This is a genomic window from Kitasatospora purpeofusca, assembly GCF_000718025.1.
GTDB classification, from domain to species: Bacteria; Actinomycetota; Actinomycetes; order Streptomycetales; family Streptomycetaceae; genus Kitasatospora; species Kitasatospora purpeofusca.
Map to the genome: position 1 here is coordinate 29,317 of NZ_JODS01000018.1, position 20,256 is coordinate 49,572.

Annotated in this window: 15 protein-coding genes; 7 read left to right on the forward strand and 8 right to left on the reverse strand. The window is 76.0% G+C overall.

All coding sequences use genetic code 11. The features are described from left to right. Positions 1 to 103 precede the first annotated feature (103 nt). Together IF01_RS0123960 and IF01_RS42225 are read right to left on the reverse strand one after the other, a co-directional pair. On the reverse strand, positions 104 to 778 hold the full coding sequence (locus IF01_RS0123960) for an RES family NAD+ phosphorylase (RefSeq protein WP_030395584.1): 675 nt from the start codon (positions 776 to 778) through the stop codon (positions 104 to 106). A 4-nt stretch (positions 779 to 782) separates the two neighbouring features. Next, positions 783 to 1,469 carry a hypothetical protein gene (locus IF01_RS42225; RefSeq protein WP_051756088.1) on the reverse strand — a complete coding sequence of 229 codons (687 nt, stop codon included), beginning with the start codon at positions 1,467 to 1,469 and terminating at the stop codon, positions 783 to 785. A gap of 292 nt (positions 1,470 to 1,761) precedes the next feature. On the opposite strand from IF01_RS42225, the gene IF01_RS47685 reads away from it, so the two are divergent. The 5 genes from IF01_RS47685 to IF01_RS0123990 all read left to right on the forward strand — a co-directional run bounded on the left by IF01_RS47685 (position 1,762) and on the right by IF01_RS0123990 (position 10,189). Next, a complete protein-coding gene (locus IF01_RS47685; protein WP_030395586.1) occupies positions 1,762 to 3,192 on the forward strand; it encodes a hypothetical protein in 1,431 nt (476 codons plus the stop codon). Continuing rightward, positions 3,182 to 5,338, forward strand: coding sequence for an AAA family ATPase (locus IF01_RS0123975; RefSeq protein ID WP_244215611.1), 2,157 nt, complete (start codon positions 3,182 to 3,184; stop codon positions 5,336 to 5,338). Before IF01_RS47685 ends, IF01_RS0123975 begins: the two co-directional genes overlap by 11 nt. Beyond that, the gene (locus IF01_RS0123980; protein WP_244215612.1) at positions 5,326 to 6,099 is read left to right on the forward strand and encodes a 4Fe-4S cluster-binding domain-containing protein; all 774 of its coding nucleotides are present in this window, start codon (positions 5,326 to 5,328) and stop codon (positions 6,097 to 6,099) included. Before IF01_RS0123975 ends, IF01_RS0123980 begins: the two co-directional genes overlap by 13 nt. Continuing rightward, entirely contained in the window at positions 6,087 to 6,740 is a 654-nt protein-coding gene (locus IF01_RS44220; RefSeq protein ID WP_051740935.1) for an FHA domain-containing protein, read from the forward strand. Before IF01_RS0123980 ends, IF01_RS44220 begins: the two co-directional genes overlap by 13 nt. A gap of 290 nt (positions 6,741 to 7,030) precedes the next feature. Then, on the forward strand, positions 7,031 to 10,189 hold the full coding sequence (locus IF01_RS0123990; protein WP_157855335.1) for a protein kinase domain-containing protein: 3,159 nt from the start codon (positions 7,031 to 7,033) through the stop codon (positions 10,187 to 10,189). Between the two features lie 83 nt (positions 10,190 to 10,272). On the opposite strand, the gene IF01_RS44225 is transcribed toward IF01_RS0123990, so the two are convergent. After that, positions 10,273 to 10,821, reverse strand: a complete 549-nt coding sequence (locus IF01_RS44225) for a hypothetical protein (protein WP_051756090.1) — start codon at positions 10,819 to 10,821, stop codon at positions 10,273 to 10,275. A 147-nt stretch (positions 10,822 to 10,968) separates the two neighbouring features. Further along, complete coding sequence (locus IF01_RS0124000) at positions 10,969 to 11,541, reverse strand: TetR/AcrR family transcriptional regulator (protein ID WP_030395592.1); 573 nt, start codon at positions 11,539 to 11,541, stop codon at positions 10,969 to 10,971. 160 nt (positions 11,542 to 11,701) lie between these two features. Between IF01_RS0124000 and IF01_RS0124005 the strand changes: the two genes are divergently transcribed. Beyond that, on the forward strand, positions 11,702 to 12,142 hold the full coding sequence (locus tag IF01_RS0124005; protein ID WP_030395593.1) for a nuclear transport factor 2 family protein: 441 nt from the start codon (positions 11,702 to 11,704) through the stop codon (positions 12,140 to 12,142). Between the two features lie 27 nt (positions 12,143 to 12,169). On the opposite strand, the gene IF01_RS0124010 is transcribed toward IF01_RS0124005, so the two are convergent. The 3 genes from IF01_RS0124010 to IF01_RS0124020 form a co-directional block, all read right to left on the reverse strand. Beyond that, positions 12,170 to 13,183 (reverse strand): alpha/beta hydrolase, encoded by a 1,014-nt coding sequence (locus IF01_RS0124010; protein ID WP_375340997.1) that lies wholly within the window; start codon positions 13,181 to 13,183, stop codon positions 12,170 to 12,172. Between the two features lie 69 nt (positions 13,184 to 13,252). Further along, a complete protein-coding gene (locus tag IF01_RS0124015; RefSeq protein ID WP_030395595.1) occupies positions 13,253 to 14,467 on the reverse strand; it encodes a serine hydrolase domain-containing protein in 1,215 nt (404 codons plus the stop codon). 207 nt (positions 14,468 to 14,674) lie between these two features. After that, entirely contained in the window at positions 14,675 to 15,220 is a 546-nt protein-coding gene (locus tag IF01_RS0124020; RefSeq protein WP_078880270.1) for an HAD domain-containing protein, read from the reverse strand. A 97-nt stretch (positions 15,221 to 15,317) separates the two neighbouring features. On the opposite strand from IF01_RS0124020, the gene IF01_RS42240 reads away from it, so the two are divergent. After that, entirely contained in the window at positions 15,318 to 19,523 is a 4,206-nt protein-coding gene (locus tag IF01_RS42240; protein WP_037780958.1) for a CHAT domain-containing protein, read from the forward strand. A gap of 30 nt (positions 19,524 to 19,553) precedes the next feature. On the opposite strand, the gene IF01_RS0124030 is transcribed toward IF01_RS42240, so the two are convergent. Continuing rightward, positions 19,554 to 20,204, reverse strand: coding sequence for a tetratricopeptide repeat protein (locus tag IF01_RS0124030; protein WP_030395597.1), 651 nt, complete (start codon positions 20,202 to 20,204; stop codon positions 19,554 to 19,556). Positions 20,205 to 20,256 lie beyond the last annotated feature (52 nt).

The window sequence follows — 20,256 nt, forward strand, 5'->3', positions numbered from 1 at the left end:
CGCCGGGCGGACGGGGAGAGCCGTTCCGACGGGTGGGCAGGGCGTGCCCGAAACCGCGTGAACGCCCCCGCCGGAGCGAGGACGACGGTCCGGAGGCTCCGCCTTACGAGCCCTGCCGCCGCGGCGGGTCGACGCGGGTGCGGGCCGGGGCGAGCAGGAGGTTGAGCAGGGCGGCGCCCTCGGCGGTGTCCAGCGGGACGGGGGCGGCGTCGGCCGGCTTGACCAGCGGGGTGGCGGCGTCGTGCTCGTAGAGGATGCAGGCGCTGCTGCCCAGGTCGCGCTTGGACGGCCAGCGCAGGCCGAGTGCCTCCGGGGCCTGACCGCGGATCCAGGCGGCCCAGCGGCGGGTGCGCGGGTAGGCGTCCGGGGTGGAGTGGATCAGCCACTCGTCCTGGTGGACGGCGGCGAGCTGGTCGAGCGTCATCAGGCCGACGAGCGGGATGTCGCAGGTGGTCTCGATCCGCGACAGCACCCGGCCCCGCACCGAGGCGCGCCGGATCCGGCGCCAGCCGCGCTCGTCGAAGGGGATGCCCCGGACCAGCGTCTCCATCACGGCCGTGCGCTCCGAGAACCCGGCGTACAGGTACGGAAGATGGCTGCCGTCGCCCTGGTAGGAGCAGAACCGGCCGCCCTCGTAGTGGCTGTCGGACGGGTTCGGGTTGAACGAGGTGGCCGGGTAGGCGGCCGAGTGCACGCGGTGGAGCACGGTGCCGGCGGGCAGCACCTCGAGGTGCGGGGTGGCGCGCGCGGTCGGGGCGGGGACCTTCACGTCGGGCATGAGGTCACCACTCCGCGATCTCGGCGCGGGCGGCGGCGAGCAGGCCGTGCTCGCCGGGGGTGCCCAGCAGACGGGCGGGGACGGCGTCCAGCCAGGCGTTGGCGCCGAGCCACCAGTCGGCCACGCCCCACGGGTCGTCGTCGGCGTCGAGCAGGCGGTTGACGGCGACCACCACGGGTAACGGCCGGCCGGAGGCACCGTCGAACTGGAACGACGGCAGGCGGACGGTGCCCTGGCGGTCGGTCAGCCGAATCAGATCGGGATCGGCGGGGTCGTGCCCGCCGGACCGGTAGTCGGCGGCGCTGACGGAGTCGGCGGCGAGCAGCCAGTCGTCGGCGTCCTCGGGCGGGACGGGGAGGGCGTCCGGCTCGGGCTCGGGAGCCGCCTCGGGCCCGCCGCCGTCCGTCGACCGTCCGCGGACCAGGGCGAGTACCTGCAGCACGGCGTCACGGTTTGCCGATTCGAACTGGACGGCCTGTGAGTAGCGGACCGAGTCCGCCAGGGCCGCGCGCACCGGGTGTTCGTCCGGAAGGGCCGCCAGCACCAGCCGGACGATCCTGCGGGCAGTCCGCTCCGGCGCGGCGGACGGTGCGTCGAGCAGGGTCGCGATGGCGTCCCTGGCGGACTCGTCCAGGTACTCCTGGACCTCGTCCCAGTGCTCGCGCAGGACATCGAGAAAGTCGGTCGTCATCCTCGCCCTCCGCCCTGGTGTCCGTGTCCGTCGGTCACGCGCCAATGTAGCGTGCCAGCACGCGCCGCGGGCGATGATCCCGGATTGGCAAAGGCGGAACGCGACCGCCTGATCTGCGGCATGATGGGCCCTCAGCAGCACTTCGGGGGTGGTGCCGGTTCGCGCGCGGTCGATGATGTCTCGTGCACGACCCGCACCGGCCCCGGCGGCGCGCGAGGGGTGAGAACCGGACCGGTGCCAACTCCCGGGCGGTGCGCGCCGCAGGTCATGAATCGCGCTCGGAAGGCGGCCGGTGAGCAGTTCCGCGGGATACGGGTGGTCCTATGTCGACCAGGAGGCCGAGCGCCGCCGGCAGTTGCGTGCCCGCCTCGCCGCCGAGGCGCAGCGGGCCGAGAACCTGCGCCGGGCCGAGGCGCGGCGGGCGGAGCTGCGGGCCCGGCTGGGTGAGCTGAACGAGCAGGCCCAGGGGCTGCGCGGGGAGGCCGGCCAGTTGCGGCGCGCGTACCGGACGGCCCGGGTCACGGTGGAGACGGTGACCGTCGGCGCCGGGGCGGACGAGGCGGAGCTGACCCGGGCGGTGGAGCGGGCCCGGGCGGCGAACGCGCGGGCCGCCCAGGAGCTGGCCGAGGCGGTGCAGGACGTGTGGTCGGCCGTGCTGCCGGAGGCGGTGGCCGAACCGGAGCGCACCCGCCGGACCCGCGCCGAGGCGCGCCGCAGCGCCGGGGCGACGAAGGCGGCCGCAGAAGCGGAGGCCGAGGCCGCCGCCGAGCGGGCCCGGGCCGAGTCGGCGGACCGCGTCGAGCGGGTCCGGGCCGGCGCGCTCGTCGAGGCCCAGGCGGTCCTGGACCGCGACGTGCCCCGCTGCGACCCGGCCGACCTGGAACGGGTGGCGGGCCTGGTCCGCGCCCTCCGGGCGGCCGCCACCGTTCCCGATGTGCGGGCCACGCTCACCGACCTCGCCGCCCTGGTCCAGCACTCGGTGGGGCGCCGTGCCCGCGACGAGGAGCGGGCCGAACTGCGCGCCGCCCTGTCCGAGTCGGTGCGGGAGGCGGAGCCGGACGAGCGGGACCGGCTGCTCGCCGAACTCGCCGCCGCCGAGGACCCGGCCTTCCTGCGGCCCGCCGTGGAGGCGGCCGTCGCGCGGGCCGACGCCCGTCGCCACCGGGTGCCGGTGGCGGCGGCGCTCGCCGAGGTGCTGCGCGAGCGGGACTACCTGGTCGGCGAGGACTTCGAGGACCTGCTCGCCGCCGAGGGCGAGGTGGTGGTGCCGTTCGGCGACCCGGATCCGGACCGGGCCGCCGCGGCCGCCGGTGGGCAGGTCGAGGGTTTCGAGGCCGGCGGCGAGCCGCCGGCCGCCGGGTACGGGCTGCGCCTGGTGCTGGCCCCGGACCGGGCGACCCTCTCCACGGCGGTGGTCCGCCGGGAGGACTCCGGGACCGGCGACGCCTGGCAGGACGAGGAGCAGGACGAGAGCGTCCAGCAGTGGTTCTGCGAGGAGCAGTTGCCCGCGATCGAGGAGGGCGTCCGGCAGCAGGGCGTGCGACTGGAACGGACGTCCGCGATGGCGCCGGGCGCGATGGCCGCGGGCACCGTTCCCGGTGGTTCGTGGCCGCAGCCGCCGTCCGCCGCGACCCCGCGCCGCCGAGGCGGCCGGTCGAAGCGCTCCGGCGCCACCGGGGCCGCCGCCGTGCGCAAGCCGCAGGAGCGTGGCCGTGAGCGCTGACCAGCAGGGGGACGGGCCGGCCGGTCTGCGCAAGGACGCGCCGCCGCCCGGCCCCGACGCCGCCGGAAGCGCCCGCAATGGCGCCGACCCCCGCCCCGGGACGCCCAGTTGGATCCGCGAGCTGGACATGGCACTCACCGTCCACCCGCAGGTGCTGCTGACCGGGAACGTGCGCGACCAGTACCTGCTGCCCGACGACCACGCCGCCGGCCGCAGCACCACCCTCGCGCCGTACAGCCTCGGCGGGGTGATCGAGTCGCTCTGCGCCGCCCGGGGTTACGGCGCGCTCGCCTTCCTCGACCAGGTGCACGAGCGGATCACACTGCTGCGGCTGAGCGCCACCGAAGCCCAAGTACCGCCGGTGCTGCGGGAGTTCGCCGAGCGGGACGAGAAGTGGCGGCGCGGCCGGGACGGTCAGGGCGCGAACGGCGCCGACGACGAGGACGAGCCGGAGATGCTGGACCGGCTGCGCGACGCGATGGTGGGCGTCGTGCATCACCCCGGCCCGCCGATCGGACTGGTCGTCCCCTACTCCGGCCGGCTCGGCTCGCCGCAGGCGCCCGTCGCCGGGGAGGCCGCCCGGCTGTTCGCGGCCGCCGAGGAACTGGGCCACACCGCCCGGCCGGTGCAGGGCGCGAGCGCCGTCACGCCCTACAACACGGTGTTCTGGGTGGTGGAACGGCAGGAGGAACTGCCCCGGGAGTTCGCGGTCGGCAGCCGTGCGGTGCGGGTGATCAGCGTCCCGCAGCCACCGCACGACCAGCGGCTCGCCGCCGCCCGGCACGTGGTCGGCGGGCTCGCCCGCTACCAGGCGGCGACCGGCGGACCGGCCCTCACCGAGGCCGAGACCGCGACGGCCGCCAAGGCGCTCGCCGACTCCTCGCACGGCATGGGCAGTTCGGAGGTGATGGCGATCGGCCGGATGGCCCTGGACCGCAACCTGCCGGTGCAGCGGCTGGACGAAGCCGCCCGCCTCTACCGGATCGGGGTGCTCGACAACCCGTGGGCCACCGCCGAACTGCGCGAACGCATCGCCACGGGCGAGGAGTTCCTCAACGGCAAGGTGATCGGCCAGCCGTACGCGGTGCGCCGCACCCTGGAGATCTTCATGCGCTCGGCGGCCGGGCTGAACGGCGCCCAGGCGTCCAGCTCGCCCAGCCGGCCGCGCGGCACCCTCTTCCTCTCCGGCCCGACCGGTGTCGGCAAGACCGAACTCGCCAAGGGCGTCGCGGAGATGATCCTCGGCAAGGACGCCCGGCCGATCCGCTTCGACATGAGCGAGTTCGCCGAGGAGCACGCCCGGGACCGGCTGATCGGTGCCCCGCCCGGCTTCGTCGGCCACGACGCCGGAGGTGAACTCACCAACGCCGTCCGGGCCAACCCGATGAGCGTGCTGCTCTTCGACGAGATCGACAAGGCGAACCCCCGGCTGTTCGACCTCTTCCTCCAGATCCTGGAGGACGGCCGGCTCACCGACGGCCGGGGCGCCACCGTCTACTTCACCGAGTGCGTCCTGATCTTCACCTCCAACCTCGGCATCACCGCCGCCATCGTGGGCGAGTCGCCGAAGGACGGGGCGGGCGCCGGGGACGCGGGCGGCACTGCCGGCGCCAGTGGTGGCACCGGCGCAGGTGGTGGCACCGGCGAGGCCGGGAGCACCGGCGCCACGGAGGTCGCTCCCCGCACCAACCGGCGCCCGCTGAGCCGCCACGACGATCCGGCGATGGTCCGCCAGAGCCTGCGGGAGGCCTTCGACGCCTTCTTCAACGACACCATCAAGCGGCCCGAACTGCGCAACCGCTTCGGTGACAACTTCATCCCGATGGACTTCATGCAGGAGAAGTGGGTGCCGCAGATCCTCGACAAGGCCATCGCCTCCGTCGCCGGCCGCGTCCTGGAGACCCACGGCGCCGAGCTGACCCTCGCCGACGACGCCTGGGAGGTGCTGCGGGTCGAGGCGGTCCGGCGGCTGGACCACGGCGGCCGAGGGGTGCTGACCGCCGTCGAGTCGGCGCTGGTCAACCCGCTCGCCAAGGAGGTCTTCCGGAGCCCACCCGGCCGGGGCGAGCGGCTCGCGGTCGTCGCGATCGAGGGTGACGGGGACGGCGAGGGCTACCGGCTGGAGGTCGAACGGTGGCAGGGCTGAGCCCGGACGGCGGCGGCCCGACGGCGGCGGTCGCCGCACGTCCTGCCGCTGACGTCGCCGGGGCCGCCGGCCGGACCGCCCCGGCCGCCCCGACTACCCCGGCCGTCGCGGCGCTCGTCGGCCAGGTCTACCGGCCGGTGACCTCGCTCGGGCCCGGCCGACGGCTCGGCATCTGGTTCCAGGGCTGCACCCTGGCCTGCCCCGGCTGCATGTCCCGGCACACCTGGGAGTCCACCGGAGGGCGGGAGTTGACCGTCGAGCGGTTCTCCGCCCTGTGGCGTGCGGCACTCGCCGACGGCCTCGACGGCCTCACCGTCAGCGGCGGCGAACCGCTGGAGCAGCCGGCCGCCCTCGCCGCGCTGCTCGCCGCCGCCGACGCCGAGCGCCGCCGCGCGGGGCACCCGGCCGACCTGCTGGTGTACACCGGCTGGGAACCGGAGGAACTGGCCGCCGACCCGGCCACCGCCGCCGCACTGGACGGCGCGGACGCGGTGATCACCGGCCGCTACCGGGCCGGGCAGCCCACTCGGCTCGCCTGGCGCGGCTCGGCCAACCAGCAGCTGACCACCCGCACCGCGCTCGGCCGGGAGCGGTACGCGCCCTACCTGGACCACCGGCCGGAGCGGCCCGAGCTCCAGGTGCGGGTGAGCGAGGGCGAGGTCCGGGTGATCGGGGTGCCGCGCCCCGGGGACCTGGGCCGGATCGAACGGGACCTGGTCCGACGCGGCGTGACCCTTCGGGAGACCTCGTGGCGACCGTGATCTACCGCTGCCCGGTGGGCGCGCCGGGGGAGTGCCCACCGTCCGGCACCCGGGGGTACTGCCAGGTGCACATGTTCCAGCAGTTGGAGCGCTACGACCCGGCCGAGGACGTCCCGCCGGCCGGGACTGCGGCCGAGATGCCTGCCGGCACCCCGGTTGACGCGCCGTCCGCCGGGCCCCGGCCGGCCACCGACCCGGAGGCCGCGACCCGCCCGGCGCGCCCGCCCCGTCCGGCGGAGCACCGGAGCCAGCACCGGCAACAGCAGCAGGACCACCGGCCCCGGCCGCGACCCGCCCGACCGCCGGTGCTCCGGCTGGCCCTGGTCGTCGCCGGGGTGCTGCTGCCCGTCCGCGCCGAACACCGGCGCGGGGGCGGCGGACTGGCGATCGGCCGCGACGAGCCCGACTGCGCGGCGGTCCCCGGACTGGCCGGCCTCGACCAGCTCTCCCGGCACCACGCCCGGCTGCGCTGGATCGACGGCGCGCTGTACGTCGAGGACCTGGGGTCGACCAACGGCACCTTCGTCGACGGCCGCCGGATCGAGGAGCCGACCCGGATCGGACCGGGGCACCGGCTGCGGTTCGCGCTGGACCTGGACGTCCAGGTGGTCGAGATCGACGAGTTCGGCGCGCCCCGGTGAGCCGGGGCCGTGAGGAGGAGAACGGCGCGATGGCCGACACACCGCCGGAACCCGGCCCGCCCACCCGCGTCCAGCGGCCCGGCCGGGTGAAGGGTCGGGCGCAGGCGCAAGGCCAGGCACAGGGGGAGGAACCGACCCCGGACGCGCCCGTCGGCGCCGCCGCGGAGAGCCCACGAACCCGCGTGCAGCGCCCGAAGGCCGATCCCGGCGCCTCCACGGAGAGTCCGCGTACTCGCGTGCAACGCCCGCAGACCGATCCCGGCGCCTCCGCCGAGAGTCCGCGTACCCGTGTGCAACGTCCGAGGACCGACCCCGGCGGCCCCGCCGCCACGGGTACCGTTCCCGGCGCGCGCACCCGCGTCCAGCGCCCGGGCGGCCCGGTCCCGCCCAGGACCCCGGCCGAACCGTCGCCCGCCGCCACCCCGCCCGCCGCGGTCCCACCCACCACCGTCCCACCCGCCGGTCCCGCCGACTTCCCCGCCGCCCTCACCGACCGCTACCACCCCGTCGGCCGGGTCGGCTCCGGCAGCGAGGGCACCGTCTGGCACGCCCACCGCGCCGACACCCACCGCGCCGACACCCACCGCGCCGACGGCCGCGGCGCCGACGGAGGCCGTGGCAGCGGCGGCAACAGGAGGAGCAGCAGCGGGGCGACCGGCGGCGACGCGGCCGTGAAGGTCGGCAACCCGGGCGTGCGCGCGGACACCGAACTCCTCGCCCACCTCGCCGGTGACCCGCTCTTCCGCCGCCACGTCCCCGAGATCCTCGGCCACGGCCGGGTCGAGCACGCGGGCGCGCTCTGCGACTGGCTGGCGATGGAGTACCTCCCCGTCACCCTCGCAGACCACGTCGCCGCGCTGCGCGAGGAGGGCCGCCTCGGCCGCAGCGGCGAGACCCAGCGGATCATCCGCGAACTCGTCGACCTGCTGGAGTTCTGGCAGGTGAGGATCCAGCGCAACCCGGTCGACTTCAAGCCCGCCAACATCCTGGTCCGCCAGGGCGGCCGGAACGGCGGCTCCGCCACCGAGTTCGTGGTGGCCGACTTCGGCGGCGTCGCCAAGCTCACCGCCAGCCGTCGCTTCTCCACCGACATGCAGGTCACCGTCGCCTACATGGCACCGGAACAACTCGCCGGCAGCAACCACCCGGCCGGGCCGTGGTGGGCGCTCGGCACCATCCTCTACGAGGTGTTCACGGGCGCGAGCCGCTACCGCCGCGCGGACGGTGGCCTGGTGAGCGACGAGGCCCTGCAGTTCCGGCTGGTGATGGACGACGAGGTGGACCTCGCCGCCGTCCCCGACGAGCGCCACCGCCTGCTGCTCCAGGGCCTCTTCACCAAGGACCCGGCCGACCGGTGGACGGCGCCGCAGGTCCGGGCCTGGCTGAAGGGCGAGAGCCCGGAGGTGGTGCGCAGCCGGGTCGTCCCGCCGCCGCCCGGACCGACCCCGCCGCCCGGACCCAAGCACCGTCCGATCGCCTTCCGGGGCGAGGACTTCCACGAACCGGCCGCGCTCGCCGGGGCGTTGCTCACGCGTTCCGCGGACGCGGCCGCCTGGCTGGTGAGCGGTGGCGCCCGGCGGCTGCGCGACTGGCTCCGGGACGAGGTCAAGGACACCGTCCTCGACCTGCACTACCTCAAGGACGTCGAACGCGGCACCTCCGCCGAGAAGTCGGCGGCGGCCTCCCGGGCGGTGCTGGCCCTCGGCGCCGCGTTCACGCCCGAGGCGGTCCCGTACGTGCGGGACCGCCGGGTGGACGCGGCGGGGCTGGTGGAACTGGCCGAGCGGCCGGACGCGTTGACCGTGGTCGACGAACTGGTCGCGGCCGGGCTGCTCGGGCTCGCCGCCCGCTTCCAGTGCGGTCACCCGGCCTGCCCGGAGCGGGCCTGCGCCAGGCTGCTCGGGCTCACCGAGCTCGCCGCCGTGCTGAACCGGGTCGAGCGCGAGGCCCGCACCCTCGGCGGCCGCACCGGCAACAACGCCAACGCCAACAACGCCAACTCGAACAACGCCAACTCGAACAACGGCGACGGCCGCCTCACCGCCGCCGAACGCAAGGCCGCCCGCCGCTGGATCCTGCTGCTCACCCTCCAGCCGGACGGGCAGCGGCGCGCCCTCGTCCGACGACTCTCCGCCCTGCCCGGCCCGCTGGGCGCGCTGCCCGCACCGGTCCACTCGACCGTGACCGCCGTCGCCGACGGGGCGGGCGCGGTGGCGGCGCGGGTGCGCGGCGGCGGCCGGGAGCGGTTCCGCCGCGACTGGTCGGACCTGCGCCGCCGGGCGCTCACCGCCGATCCGGCGACGGCCGACGGGCGGGGCACGCTCGCCGCGGCGGCCGTGCTCCAGGTGCGGAGCGTCCGTTCCGGCGGTGCCCGGCGCGGCCGCAACCGGGGGGCGTGGAAGGCCGACCTGCGCGCCTGGCGGAGCGGCGCGCGGAGTGCTCTGCCCCGGCGCGCGGTCGCGGGCGTGCTGCTGCTCCTCTGCCTCGCCGTCAGCCTCTGGGCCGGCGCGGTCTGGCGGATCTCCGTCGACGCCGGGGTGGGCGGGGCGGTGTCTCCCGACGGCGCGTTCGGCGGCCCGCTGCGGACGGCGGGGGAGGCCGCCGCGCGCGCGACGGCCGGTCAGCTCGGCGCCGCCCTGGTCGCCGCCGTCGCGGTGGCCGCGTTCCCGGCCCGGATCGGGCGCCGGATCCTGTTCCTCGCCGCAGCCGCCTCCTTCGCCGTCGGGTATCTGCACCTCGGGCCGCCGATGACCGTGCTCAGGGCGCCGCAGGCGGTGATCGACCGGGTGGTCGTGTTCGAGGGCGGGACGGCGAGTTGGGCCGGCTTCGTCGCGACGGCGACGCCCGTGCTGGTGCTGATCGTCAACGGCCGCTCGGTGCGCTGGCTGCTCACCCCGGCGCACGAGGCCGCGCAGCGGGCGGCCGGCGACCGCCGCAACCTCGCCACCCGCCGCCGCGCCCGGGGCAACGGCACCGGCGCGGCCCGGGGTTGGCGCCCCGGCCGCGACGGCTACCGGGACCGGTTGCTGTTCTGGCTCGGCGGGACGCTGGTGCTGACCCTGGTCCTCTGGGCGGCGGTCGAGGTCCGGCTGGCGGTGGTCCACCGCGACCACCACCCGACCCCGGAGTCCTGGGGCACCGGCCAGGTCGGCGCGGCCTACCAGGCCGACTACCTGCTGCTGCTGGCCTTCCTGACCCTGGTCGCCTCGGCCACCGTCCCGCGCGCGGCCCGCCGCCTGCTGGCCGCCGCCGCGCTCGGCACGGCGGTGCTCGGCGCCTGGCCCCCGCCGCTGGGCCCGCTGGAGGCGCTGCGGATCCCCGTCCTGGGCCCGTGGTTCCGCGCGCTCGCCGAGATCTGGGGCCACGCCGCCTTCTGGGCGGCGGTCCTGGTGATGCTGCCGCTCGCGTGCTACCTGGCCGTCTGGACCTCCCGCCGGATCGGCGAGTAGGAAGTCGGCCGGTCCGACTTTCCGCGCCGACAACCACGTGCCCGCCCGGACCCGCTGTCCGGGCGGGCACGCGCAGTAACGGGTTACGGGCAGACGCGGCCGGGGCGGCACTCGGGGTCGGCGTCGGCGGGACGGTAGTTGGACCACCACAGCGCCCGCTGGCCGTAGTAGACGACCAGGTTTCCGCCGTTCTGGACGGCGAGGTAGGCGCCGGGGTGGCCGGCCGTGCGGCTCTCCCACAGGGGGCGCCAGGCGGCGTCGTAGGCGGTGAGGTTGCCGTCGGCCTGGACGTAGAAGGACGAGCCGAGTCCGTAGGTGCCGACGGCCGTCCAGATGGCGACGCCGTTCTTGTACAGGACCACATGGCCGTCGTACTGCTGGAACAGCACGGTGCTGCCGTCCGGTGAGGACCAGCTCTCGCCGCGGTTCAGGGCGGCGGTGGCCCGGACGACGGTCTGGTCGGCGTTGGACACCGTCGACACTGCCGACACCGCGGCTGCGGCTCCGGCGGGGCCGCTCGCGGCCGGGGCGCCGCCGGCGGCCTGGGCGGTCCCGCCCAGCAGGCCGGCCGCCATCAGCACGGCACCGGCCGCGACACCGGCGCGGGGGACGAGGGATCTCGCGATTCTCATGACGGACACACTCCCGAAGTCGTCTCTGCCTGGGTGCGGCCAGTCTCACGGCGCCCGCCGCGCCCGGGCAAAGCCCTTCGACGCCCCTCGAATCCGGGCGCACGGCGGCGGGGCGGGTGAGCGCTCCGAGGCGGCGCCCGGCGGGGCTCAGTGCGGGCGCAGTCCGGTGAACACCACGTCCAGGACACGCCCGTGGGCCTCCGGATCGGGGCCGAGCTGCTCCAGGGTGGCTCCGGTGCCGACGATCAGCGCGACCAGTTCGGGCAGGGTCAGGTCGGCGCGGACGGCCCCGGCCCGCTGGGCGCGGTCCAGCAGTTCCGCCAGCCGGGTGCGGATGACGTCGGAGGACGCGCGCAGCGCGGAGTGGACGTCGATGCCGGCCGCGGCGAGGGCCCGGGCGAACTCGTTCTTGCCGGCGGACAGTTCGACGATCAGCCGGAAGCAGCTGAAGAAGGCCTCGGCGGGTTCGGCCCCGGCGGCCAGTTCGGCCGTCCGGGCCGCGATCGTCTCCAGCCGGCGCACCATCACCGCCTCCAGCAGGGCTTCCTTGGTGGGGAAGTGCCGGAACAGCGTGCCGACGCCGACACCGGCGGCGCGGGCGATCTCCTCCGTCGGCACACCGACGCCGCAAGTGGTGAACACCTCGGTGGCGGCGTCCAGCAACTTGGCCCGGTTGCGGGCCGCGTCCGCCCGGAGCGGTCGCTCCTGCGTGTCGCTCATCCTCTCAACTCCCTTTCGTCCGAAGGCGGGAACGCCGACCGGCCGACCCTGGACAACCGGACTGCCCAGTCCGTATCGTCGTACCGGAGTCGCTGGTCCGGTTACGGCGGCCACATTCCTGTCCTTGTCGCTCCGTCCCTAGTCGTTCCGGGGGTTGATCATGTCCGAAACGCGGTCACCGCGCGAGACCTTCCACGCACTGCTCGACGGCATCACGGCCGGCCGCTTCACCGAGCTCGCCGCGCTCTACGCCGAGGACATCGTGGTGGAGACGCCCCTCGAACCCGGCGGGCCGGGCCGGTTCGAGGGGCGGAAGGTGCTCGCCGAACGGTTCGCCCAGCTCGGCGAGCAGTCCCCGCTGGAGCTGAGCTCCCGGAACGTGGTGGTCCGCGAGACCGACGACCCCGAGGTGATCGTCGCCGAGTGGGACTACGAGGTGCACCACCGCACCACCGGGCGGAGGCTCACCGCCGCCAACATCCAGGTCCTGCGGGTGCGGGACGGACTCATCGTGCACAGCCGCGACTTCCACGACCACCTGGCGCTCGCCGCGCTCACCGGCACGCTGCCGCAGCTGGTCGCGGCCCTGGAATCCGAGTAGCCGCCCGTCGGACCGGCCACCCCCGGATCAGCTCCGGAGGACGCGCCGCAGCCAGCGCAGCCGGGCGTCCCGGGCGTCGCGGCTGACGGCGGCCTCCGGGGCGTAGGTGTCGAAACCGTGGCACGCGCCCGGCCAGACGTGCAGCTCGGCGGCGCCGCCGGCCCGCCAGATCGCGTCCGCGTACGCCACCGCCTCGTCCCGGAAGGTCTCGGCGGAGCCGACCTCCAGATAGGCCGGCGGCAGCCCCGTCAGGTCCGTGGCCCGGGCGGGCGCCGCGTAGGGCGGCAGGTCGGCGGCGCCGTAGCGCTCGCCCAGCACGGCCCGCCAGGCGGTCGCGTTCGAGGTCCGGTCCCAGGTGTCGTGGCCGGCCAGCTGACGGGTGGAGAAGGTGCGGTCCCGGTCGTCCAGCATCGGGCTCAGCAACAGCTGGCCGACCGGGACCGGACCGCCCCGGTCCCGGGCCAGCAGGGCGAGCGCCGCCGCCAGACCGCCGCCCGCGCTCTTGCCGCCGACGACGATCCGCCCGGGGTCCGCGCCCAGCTCCGCCGCGCGCGCCGCCACCGCGAGCAGCCCGGCCCAGCAGTCCTCCACCGCCGCCGGGTACGGCGCCGCCGGAGCCAGCCGGTACTCCGCCGAGACCACGGCCAGCCCCAGCGGCTCGGCCAGTTCGCGCAGCAGGCGCGGCAGCACCGACCACGCGTTGCCCATCACCATGCCGCCGCCGTGCAGGTAGTAGAGGAGCGGCAGCGGCCCGCCCGCCCCGGCGGGCCGCGCGCTCACCAACCGCACCTCCGGCCCGCCGCCGAGCCCCGGCGCCACCAGCTCGGCCACCTCGAACCGGCCGCCGTCCCGCAGCTCCGCCACCCCGGGCCTCGGCCGCGCCGCCGCGTCCCGGGCCTGCCGGTCGGCGAGGTTCTCCGGCGTGAGCGGGTCCCCGGCCGCCACCCCGGCGGCCCGCACCTCCGCGTCCACCGCTGGTGGGACCGCCCGCCCGCCGCCGTCATCGTTCACGCCCGCCCGCCCGCCGCCGTCACCGTTCACGACCCGCCCCTCCGTCCGGCCGGGGTGGGGGACCGGCCCGGCCACCCACCCCTCGTCGCCTCCCCGAGGCTACTTGCCGGGCGGGATGTCGTAGACGTGATCGGGCGTCACGATGCTGGTGACCGCCTTGCCGACCAGCGTGCTGGGCTCCGAGTTCTGGGCGGTGATGTCGGAGTTGAGCAGCAGCACCAGGGTCGCGCACTCCTCCGGCAGATAGATCGTCAGGCTCTCGTAGCCGGGCAGCGAGCCGTTGTGGCCGATCCAGCCGCCGATGTTGAAGATCCCGAGCCCGTAGTCCGCCCCGGGGATCCCGGTCGGCAGCATCTTCAGCCGCTCCGCCTGGGTGGCGGGGGACAGCAGGGTGCCGGTGGCGAGGTCCTTCGCCCAGTGCTTCAGGTCGCGCAGATCGGAGACCATCGCGCCCGCCGACCACGCCCAGGAGGGGTTCCAGTGGGTGGAGTCGGCGATCTCCCCGGACAGCGTCTGGTCGGTGTAGCCGTGCGCGTACGGCACCGGCAGCTCGGTGCCCTCCGGGTAGAGGGTGTGCCCCAGGCCGCTCGGCGCGGTGATCCGGTCATGGACGAACTGCTCGATGCTCTGCCCGCTCAGCTTCTCCACCAGCAGGCCGAGCAGGATGTAGTTGCTGTTCGAGTACTGGTAGCGGGTGCCCGGCGGGAACACGTTGTCGTGCTTGTACCCGTACGCGAGCAGCTCCTGCGGGGTGAAGACGCGCTGCGGGTCGCCCAGGAAGTCGTTCCCGAAGTCCGCGTCCGCGCTGTACGGGAACAGCCCGCTGCGCATCTCCAGCAGCTCGCGCACGGTGATGACCTCCCCGCACGGGACGCCGTCGAGGTAGGTGGCGATCGGCTCGTCCAGGCCGACCAGGCCCTGGTCCACCAACTGCAGCACGGCGGTGGCGGTGAAGGTCTTGGTCTCGCTGCCGATCCGCTGGTTCAGCCGGTCCGTCATCGGCGCGCCGGTCTCCTTGTCGGCCACGCCGAACGAGCGCACGTACCGCCCCCGCCCCGGCAGCCACAGCCCGACCTGCACCCCGGGGATGCCCGCCTCCCGCATCACCCGCTGCACGGCCTCGTCGAGCTTCGCCCGCAACTCCGGGTCGAGCTCCCGCGCCTCCTCGTCCTCCACGCCGCTGTACACGGCCCGAACGGCGGAGGGCACGGCAGCGGTCGCGAGCGTGGGCGCACCGGCCGCCGTCAGCGGCAGCAGTCCGGCGACGGCGAGTGCCGCCACGACGAGCGTACGGACCGGCGAACGTCTTCTCATGATCCAGGGCCTCTCTGCGATTCGGGGCATCCGCTCCGCCGATCGTCGGCGAGGAGCCCCCGCGAACTACCCCGTTCATCTGTACGAACCATCACGAACCGCTCCGATCCACCCGATCGGCGGACCCGGAGCGGGGTGAGTGGCCGCAGACAGGGGCGCAGGCCGCACCGCTCCACCGACCCGGGGCGGGACGCGCCCCTGCCCGGTTCATGGGCCGGACGGTTCGGTGGCCCAGTCGGCCAGGGTGGTGAAGTCGGCCGCCGTCAGGCCCACCCGGGGGTCGATGCGGTGGAGCAGGGCCGGGCCCGGGTGGTGGGTGGCGACCCAGGTGCGGTCGGCGTCCGAGATCTCGTCGTCCACCCAGGCGAACGGGCGGCCCCGGGCCCGGGCGACGACGGTGGGGGTCTTCCAGAACACGCCGCCCCCGGGCTGCGGCCGGGGGTCGGGCCAGGTGATGACGGGGAGTTCGGGCAGGCCCAGCAGCGGGGCGACGAACTCGTTGGCCTCGGCCTCCCAGGTGGTTGCCCAGGCCAGGTCGAAGGGCAGCGCGGCGAGGGCCGGGCCGTGGTCGGGGCTGAGCCACACCCGGAGGGGCTTGACCGGCTTGTTCGGCAGGCCGTGGGCACGGAGGCGGGCCCGTTCGGCGGCGTGCCAGCGGGGTGTCAGCAGGCGATGGGTCCGGTAGCCCTCGGGGCGCCGGTGCGGCTTGGCCGCGTACGGGTTCAGGGGGCCGTCGACGTCCAGCAGGAGCAGGGGTTGCACCGGTTCACCTCCGGGGAGCGTGCCCCGCACCGTAGCGTGTGGGCGGTGTGCGGGGCACCGGGATTGTTGCGGCGGAGGGGAGCTCCGGGTGGTGGGGGACGACGAGGTCGGCGGGCTGGTCGGGCGGGGGCGGCGGCTGCTGGACGAGCACGACGCGGCGACGGATCCGCGGCAGGCCGCGATGGCGCTGTCCGGCGCGCTGACCGCGTTCACGGCGGCGCGCACGCTGCTGGAGGACGCGGGGCCGGCCGCGCCGCGCGGGGCGCTCGCGGAGGTGCGGCGCCTGCTCGGGCTGACGCTCGCGGTCCGGTACTGGAACGCCGTCGAGCGGCCGGAGTTCGCCGAGGACGAGGACATCCGGGCCGCGGTGTGGGCCGAACGGGACGATGCCGTCGGGCTGTTGACGCTCGGCGCGGCGGTGCTCGACCCGGCCGCGCCGGAGCGGGCGGTGGTCGCGGCGAAACTCGGGCTGCTGCTGTACTCGCGCTTCGAGGACGGGGAGGAGGACGGGCGGGCGCGCCCGGAGGACCTCGACCGGGCGGTGGAGGCGCTGCGGCTGGCCTGCCCCGTGCCGGTGCCGCTCGGCCCCTGGCAGGTGCTCGGCCCCGGCGGACCGGACCGCGGCAGGGACGGGCAGGACCGGCGCGACAACTACGACTCCTACGACGCCTACGACCCCTACGACGCCTACGACGACCAGGACCCCGGCCACCTGATGGCCCTCGGCTGCGCGCTCGCCGACCGCCACGACCGCGACGGCGCCCCCGCCGACCGTGCCGCCGCCGACGCCGTCCTGACAGGCCTGCTCGACCGGCTGCGCCCGCAGCCGTGGCACGAACCGGGCACCGCCCCGCCGCGCCCCGACCCGGCCGCCGATCCGGGACCGGCCGACCTCGCCGACCAGGTCGAGCTGCTCGCCCGCCAACGCCTGGCCCGGCTGCTGCTCGACCAGGAGGAGGACGGCGGCGGGGACCTCGGCACGGCCGACCGGGCCGTCGCCCACCTTGAGCTGGTAGCGGCCACCACCGAGCCCGACGCGCCGGCCCGACTGTGGGCCGGCCTGGTCCTGGTGGGCCAGTACGAGGTTCGCGGCGGTGGCACCGTCCGCCCCGAGGACGCCGACCACCGGCTCGCCCGGCTGCGCGACCTGCGCCGGCTGGTCCCGCCCGGGAGCCCGGAGGGCGGCACCGTCCGCTGGCTGCTGGGAACCGCGCTCGGCGCCCTCTCCCGGCTCGACCACTACCTCCTCACCGCCGAGGCGGGCGAGGCCGTCGAGGTGCTGCGCGAGGGCCTCGCCGGGATGGCCGAGGACGACCCGGTCCGGCCTCCCTCGCACGCGGTACTCGGCACGATGGTCAACGCGCTGCGCGAGCACGAGCCGGACTCCTACCGCCTGGAGGAGGCGCTCCACCACCTCGAACGGGCCGCCGGCACCATGGCGGAGGAGGACCACGGCATCCGCCGCAGCGACATCCTCCAGCAGCTCGCCCACGCCTCCATCGCGCGGGACGAGTTCTCCACCGACCGGGCCGCGCTGGACCGGGTGATCGGCCTGCTCGACGACGCCCGGGCCCGGCCCTCCGGCAGCCTGGGCGCGGAGGAGCACCTGGACGGCTCGCTGGCGGCCGTGATGAGCAAGCGGTTCGCGTTCACCAACGCCGCCGCCGACCTGGACGCGGCGATCCGGCACGAACGCGCCGCGTTCCGCCGGACCGCGCCCGACGACGTCAACCGCGTCGTCCACCTGGAGAACCTCTCCGTCAGCCTCTACCGGCGCTACCTCCTCGGCGGCGACCACCAGGACCTCGAAGCCTCCCGCCGCTACACCGACGAGGCGGTCGCCTTCCTCGCCACCAGCGACCACCCGGGCGTCGGGCGGCTGCTCGGCGGGCAGCGGCCGATGCTCGAACGGACCCGGCTGATGCTGGAGTTCCAGGCCGCCCTGGTGGTCCTGGACGTCGAGGCGATGGGGCGGGTGGTGGCCGAGCTGGAACCGCTGGTCGCGGCGGTGCCCGAGGACGACCCGCTCCGGCCGATGGCACGCGGCGACCTCGGCGTGGCGATGTTCTTCCACGCGGCGCACGTGGGCCCGGTGGCCCGCCTGATGGACGCGGTCGGTCTGATGGCGGAGGCGGCGGAGGAGACGCCGCCCGGGCACCTGCACAAGGCCGTACTGAGCCTGCGGGCCGCCGGCGCGCTCGTCATGCTCGCCATGAGGCGGCCGTTCAACGAGACCCTCGCGGGGGACGCGCTCCGCTGTGTCGACGCCTTCCTCGCGGAGACCGACCCGACCGGCCTGGAGGGCTCCCGGGGCCTGCTGCTGCGGGCCGTCCTGCTGCTGGAGCGCTACCGCCACGCCCGCCGGCCCGCCGACGCCGCCGAGGCGCTGGCCGCCGCCGGTGCGGTGCGCGAGCGGATGCGGCAGGGGACGCCGACCCGGCTGCTGGCGAAGGTCAGCGGGATCCTGGCCGCCGTCCACCGGGCCCGGCTCGGGCCGGAGGACCGCCGGCCCGGCCGGGAGTTCGGGCTGGCCGGGCTGCGCGAACTCGCCGCCGCGACCCTGCTCCAGGCCTCGGCCGAACCCGCCCTGATGCTGGCCAGGGACGCCGCGTCCGAGGCGTTGACGATCGCCGGGTGGTACATCGCCGACCGGGAGCACGAGGCGGTCCCGGACGGCGACGCACCGCCCGGCGAAGATCCCCACCTGCGGGCCGCCGTCGAGACACTGGAACTCGGCCGCGGCCTGGTGCTGCACGCCTCCACCGCCACCACCGACGTCCCCGACCTGCTGCGGATCGCCGGGCACCATGACCTCGCCGACGCCTGGCTCGGCGGCGGCTCCGACTCCGGATCCGGCTCCGGGCCCGAAGGCGGATCCGACGGCGGGCCCGCCGACCCCTTCGACTTCGACGCGCTGCTCGGCCTGCCCGGCACCCTGCTCGAATCCCTCCCCGGCGGCGCCGACATCCCCATGCCCGACGACCTCCGCCGCCGCGCGCTCACCGCCCTCGCCGCCTCCCCGGGGACGGCACTCATGTCCGCACCCCCGGTCGAGGAGATCGCCCGGAGCCTGCGCACGGCCGACGCGGACGCCCTGGTCTACCTGCTGCCGCCCGCCGACGGACGCAGCGGCCAGGCCCTGCTGATCACCGCCGGCGACGAAGGCGGCGCCGTCGACCTGCTGCCGCTCACCCTGGTCAGCAGCTCCGCACTCGGGATGCTGCACACCTACCGGCGGGCGCACCGCGAACGCCAGGCCACCCTGGACGAGCTGCCGCCCCGTCACCCGGAGCGGGTCGCCGCCCGGCGCCGCTGGCAGGGCACCCTCGGCGAACTCTGCGACTGGGCCGGCACCGCCGTGATGCGCCCACTGCTGCGCCACCCGGCCCTGCGCTCGGCCGCCGCCCGCCGGGCGCCCGGTGCGCCGCCCCGGCTGGTGCTGGTGCCGTTCGGCGCGCTCGGAGGCGTGCCCTGGCACGCGGGGCTGCTCAGCAGCGGGCTGCGCGACGGCGGCCGGCCGGTGCGCGCCGTCGAACGCGCGGTGGTCTCCTACGCCGCCTCCGCCCGGCAGTTCTGCGAGGTGGTCCGGCGTCCCCGGCTGCCGCTCGCCGAACGGCCGGTGGTCGTCGGCGACCCCACCAGGGACCTGATGTTCGCCGAGGTCGAGGCCGAGTACCTGCACGCCGACCACTACCCGCACGGCACCCTGCTCGGCTATGTCGAGGACGCCGTGGGCGCGGGCACCCCGGCCGAGGTGCTGGCCGCGCTGCCCGCGCCCGGACGGGCCGGGGCCTCCGTGCTCCACCTGGCCTGCCACGCCCTGCCGTCCGGGCGCTCGCCGCTCGACGCCCACCTCGCCCTCGCCCCCGACCCGGACACCGGGGACCGGCACGGCCGCCTTCCCGTCGGCGACATCCTCCGCCAGGCCCTGGGCCGCCCGCCGGGCTCCCCGGGCGGGCTGGTCGTGCTCGACGCCTGCGTCAGCGACCACACCGGCGAGGACCTCGACGAGGCACTCACCCTCTCCAGCGCCTTCCTCGCCGCCGGCGCGACGGGCGCGATCGGCTCGCGCTGGGAGGTGTCCGACGAGATGGTCTGCGTCCTGATGTACGTCCTCCACGCCCGCCTCACCGCCGGCGACCCACCCGCCGACGCCCTGCGCCACGCCCAACTGTGGGCCCTCGACCCCGACCGCCGCCTCCCACCGGACGCCCCACCCGAACTCCACTCCCTGGCCCGCCGCGCCCCGGACGCCCTGGAGGTCTGGGCGGCCTTCTCCCACCAGGGCTACTGACCGGCGCGGGGCACGCGACCCGGCCCCGTCCTACGGGAGCGCGAGTTCCTTGCGGGCCTCGGTGATCTGGTTCAGCACGCCGTGCGCCTCGGCGGTACCGGCCAGTTCGGTGGCCTCGGCGAGCAGGGCGGCGGCGTCCTCGCGGCGGTCCTGCTGGGCGGCGAGGTGGGCCAGGCCGACCAGGTTGGCCGCGACGCCGGGCAGGAAGCCGAGTTCCCACCGCAGCCGGGTGGACTCCTCCAGCCGTTCGCGGGCTGTCGGCAGGTCCCCGGCGATGTGGGCGGCGATGCCGAGGTGGCGCAGCGCGTAGCTCGTGGTGAGGAGGTCACCGGTGCGGGTGGCGAGGGCGAGCGCGCGCTCCAGGGCGGGGAGGGCGGCGGCCGCGTCGCCCCGGACGACCTGGTGGAACGTACCGGTCCAGAACAGCGCCTCGCCCTCGCCCCGGGCGTCGCCGAGTTCCCGGTAGCGGGCGGCGGCCCGCTCGAACAGCGCCAGCTCGCGCGGGTCCTCGACCCGGTCCGCCAGGAACCGGGCGTGCAGCACCCGCCCCCGGGCCAGCGCGAGGTCCGCCTCGACCCCGTCCAACCCCCGCTCCGCCGCCGCGAGTCCACTCGCGTCGCCGCCGAACACGGCTGTCTCGTAGTGGAGTCCGGCCTGTTCGATCCGTATGTCCCTGGTCATGCGCCGATCCTAGGCGGTCCGTTCGCGGCTCCGACGCCTCGTCACCCCCGAA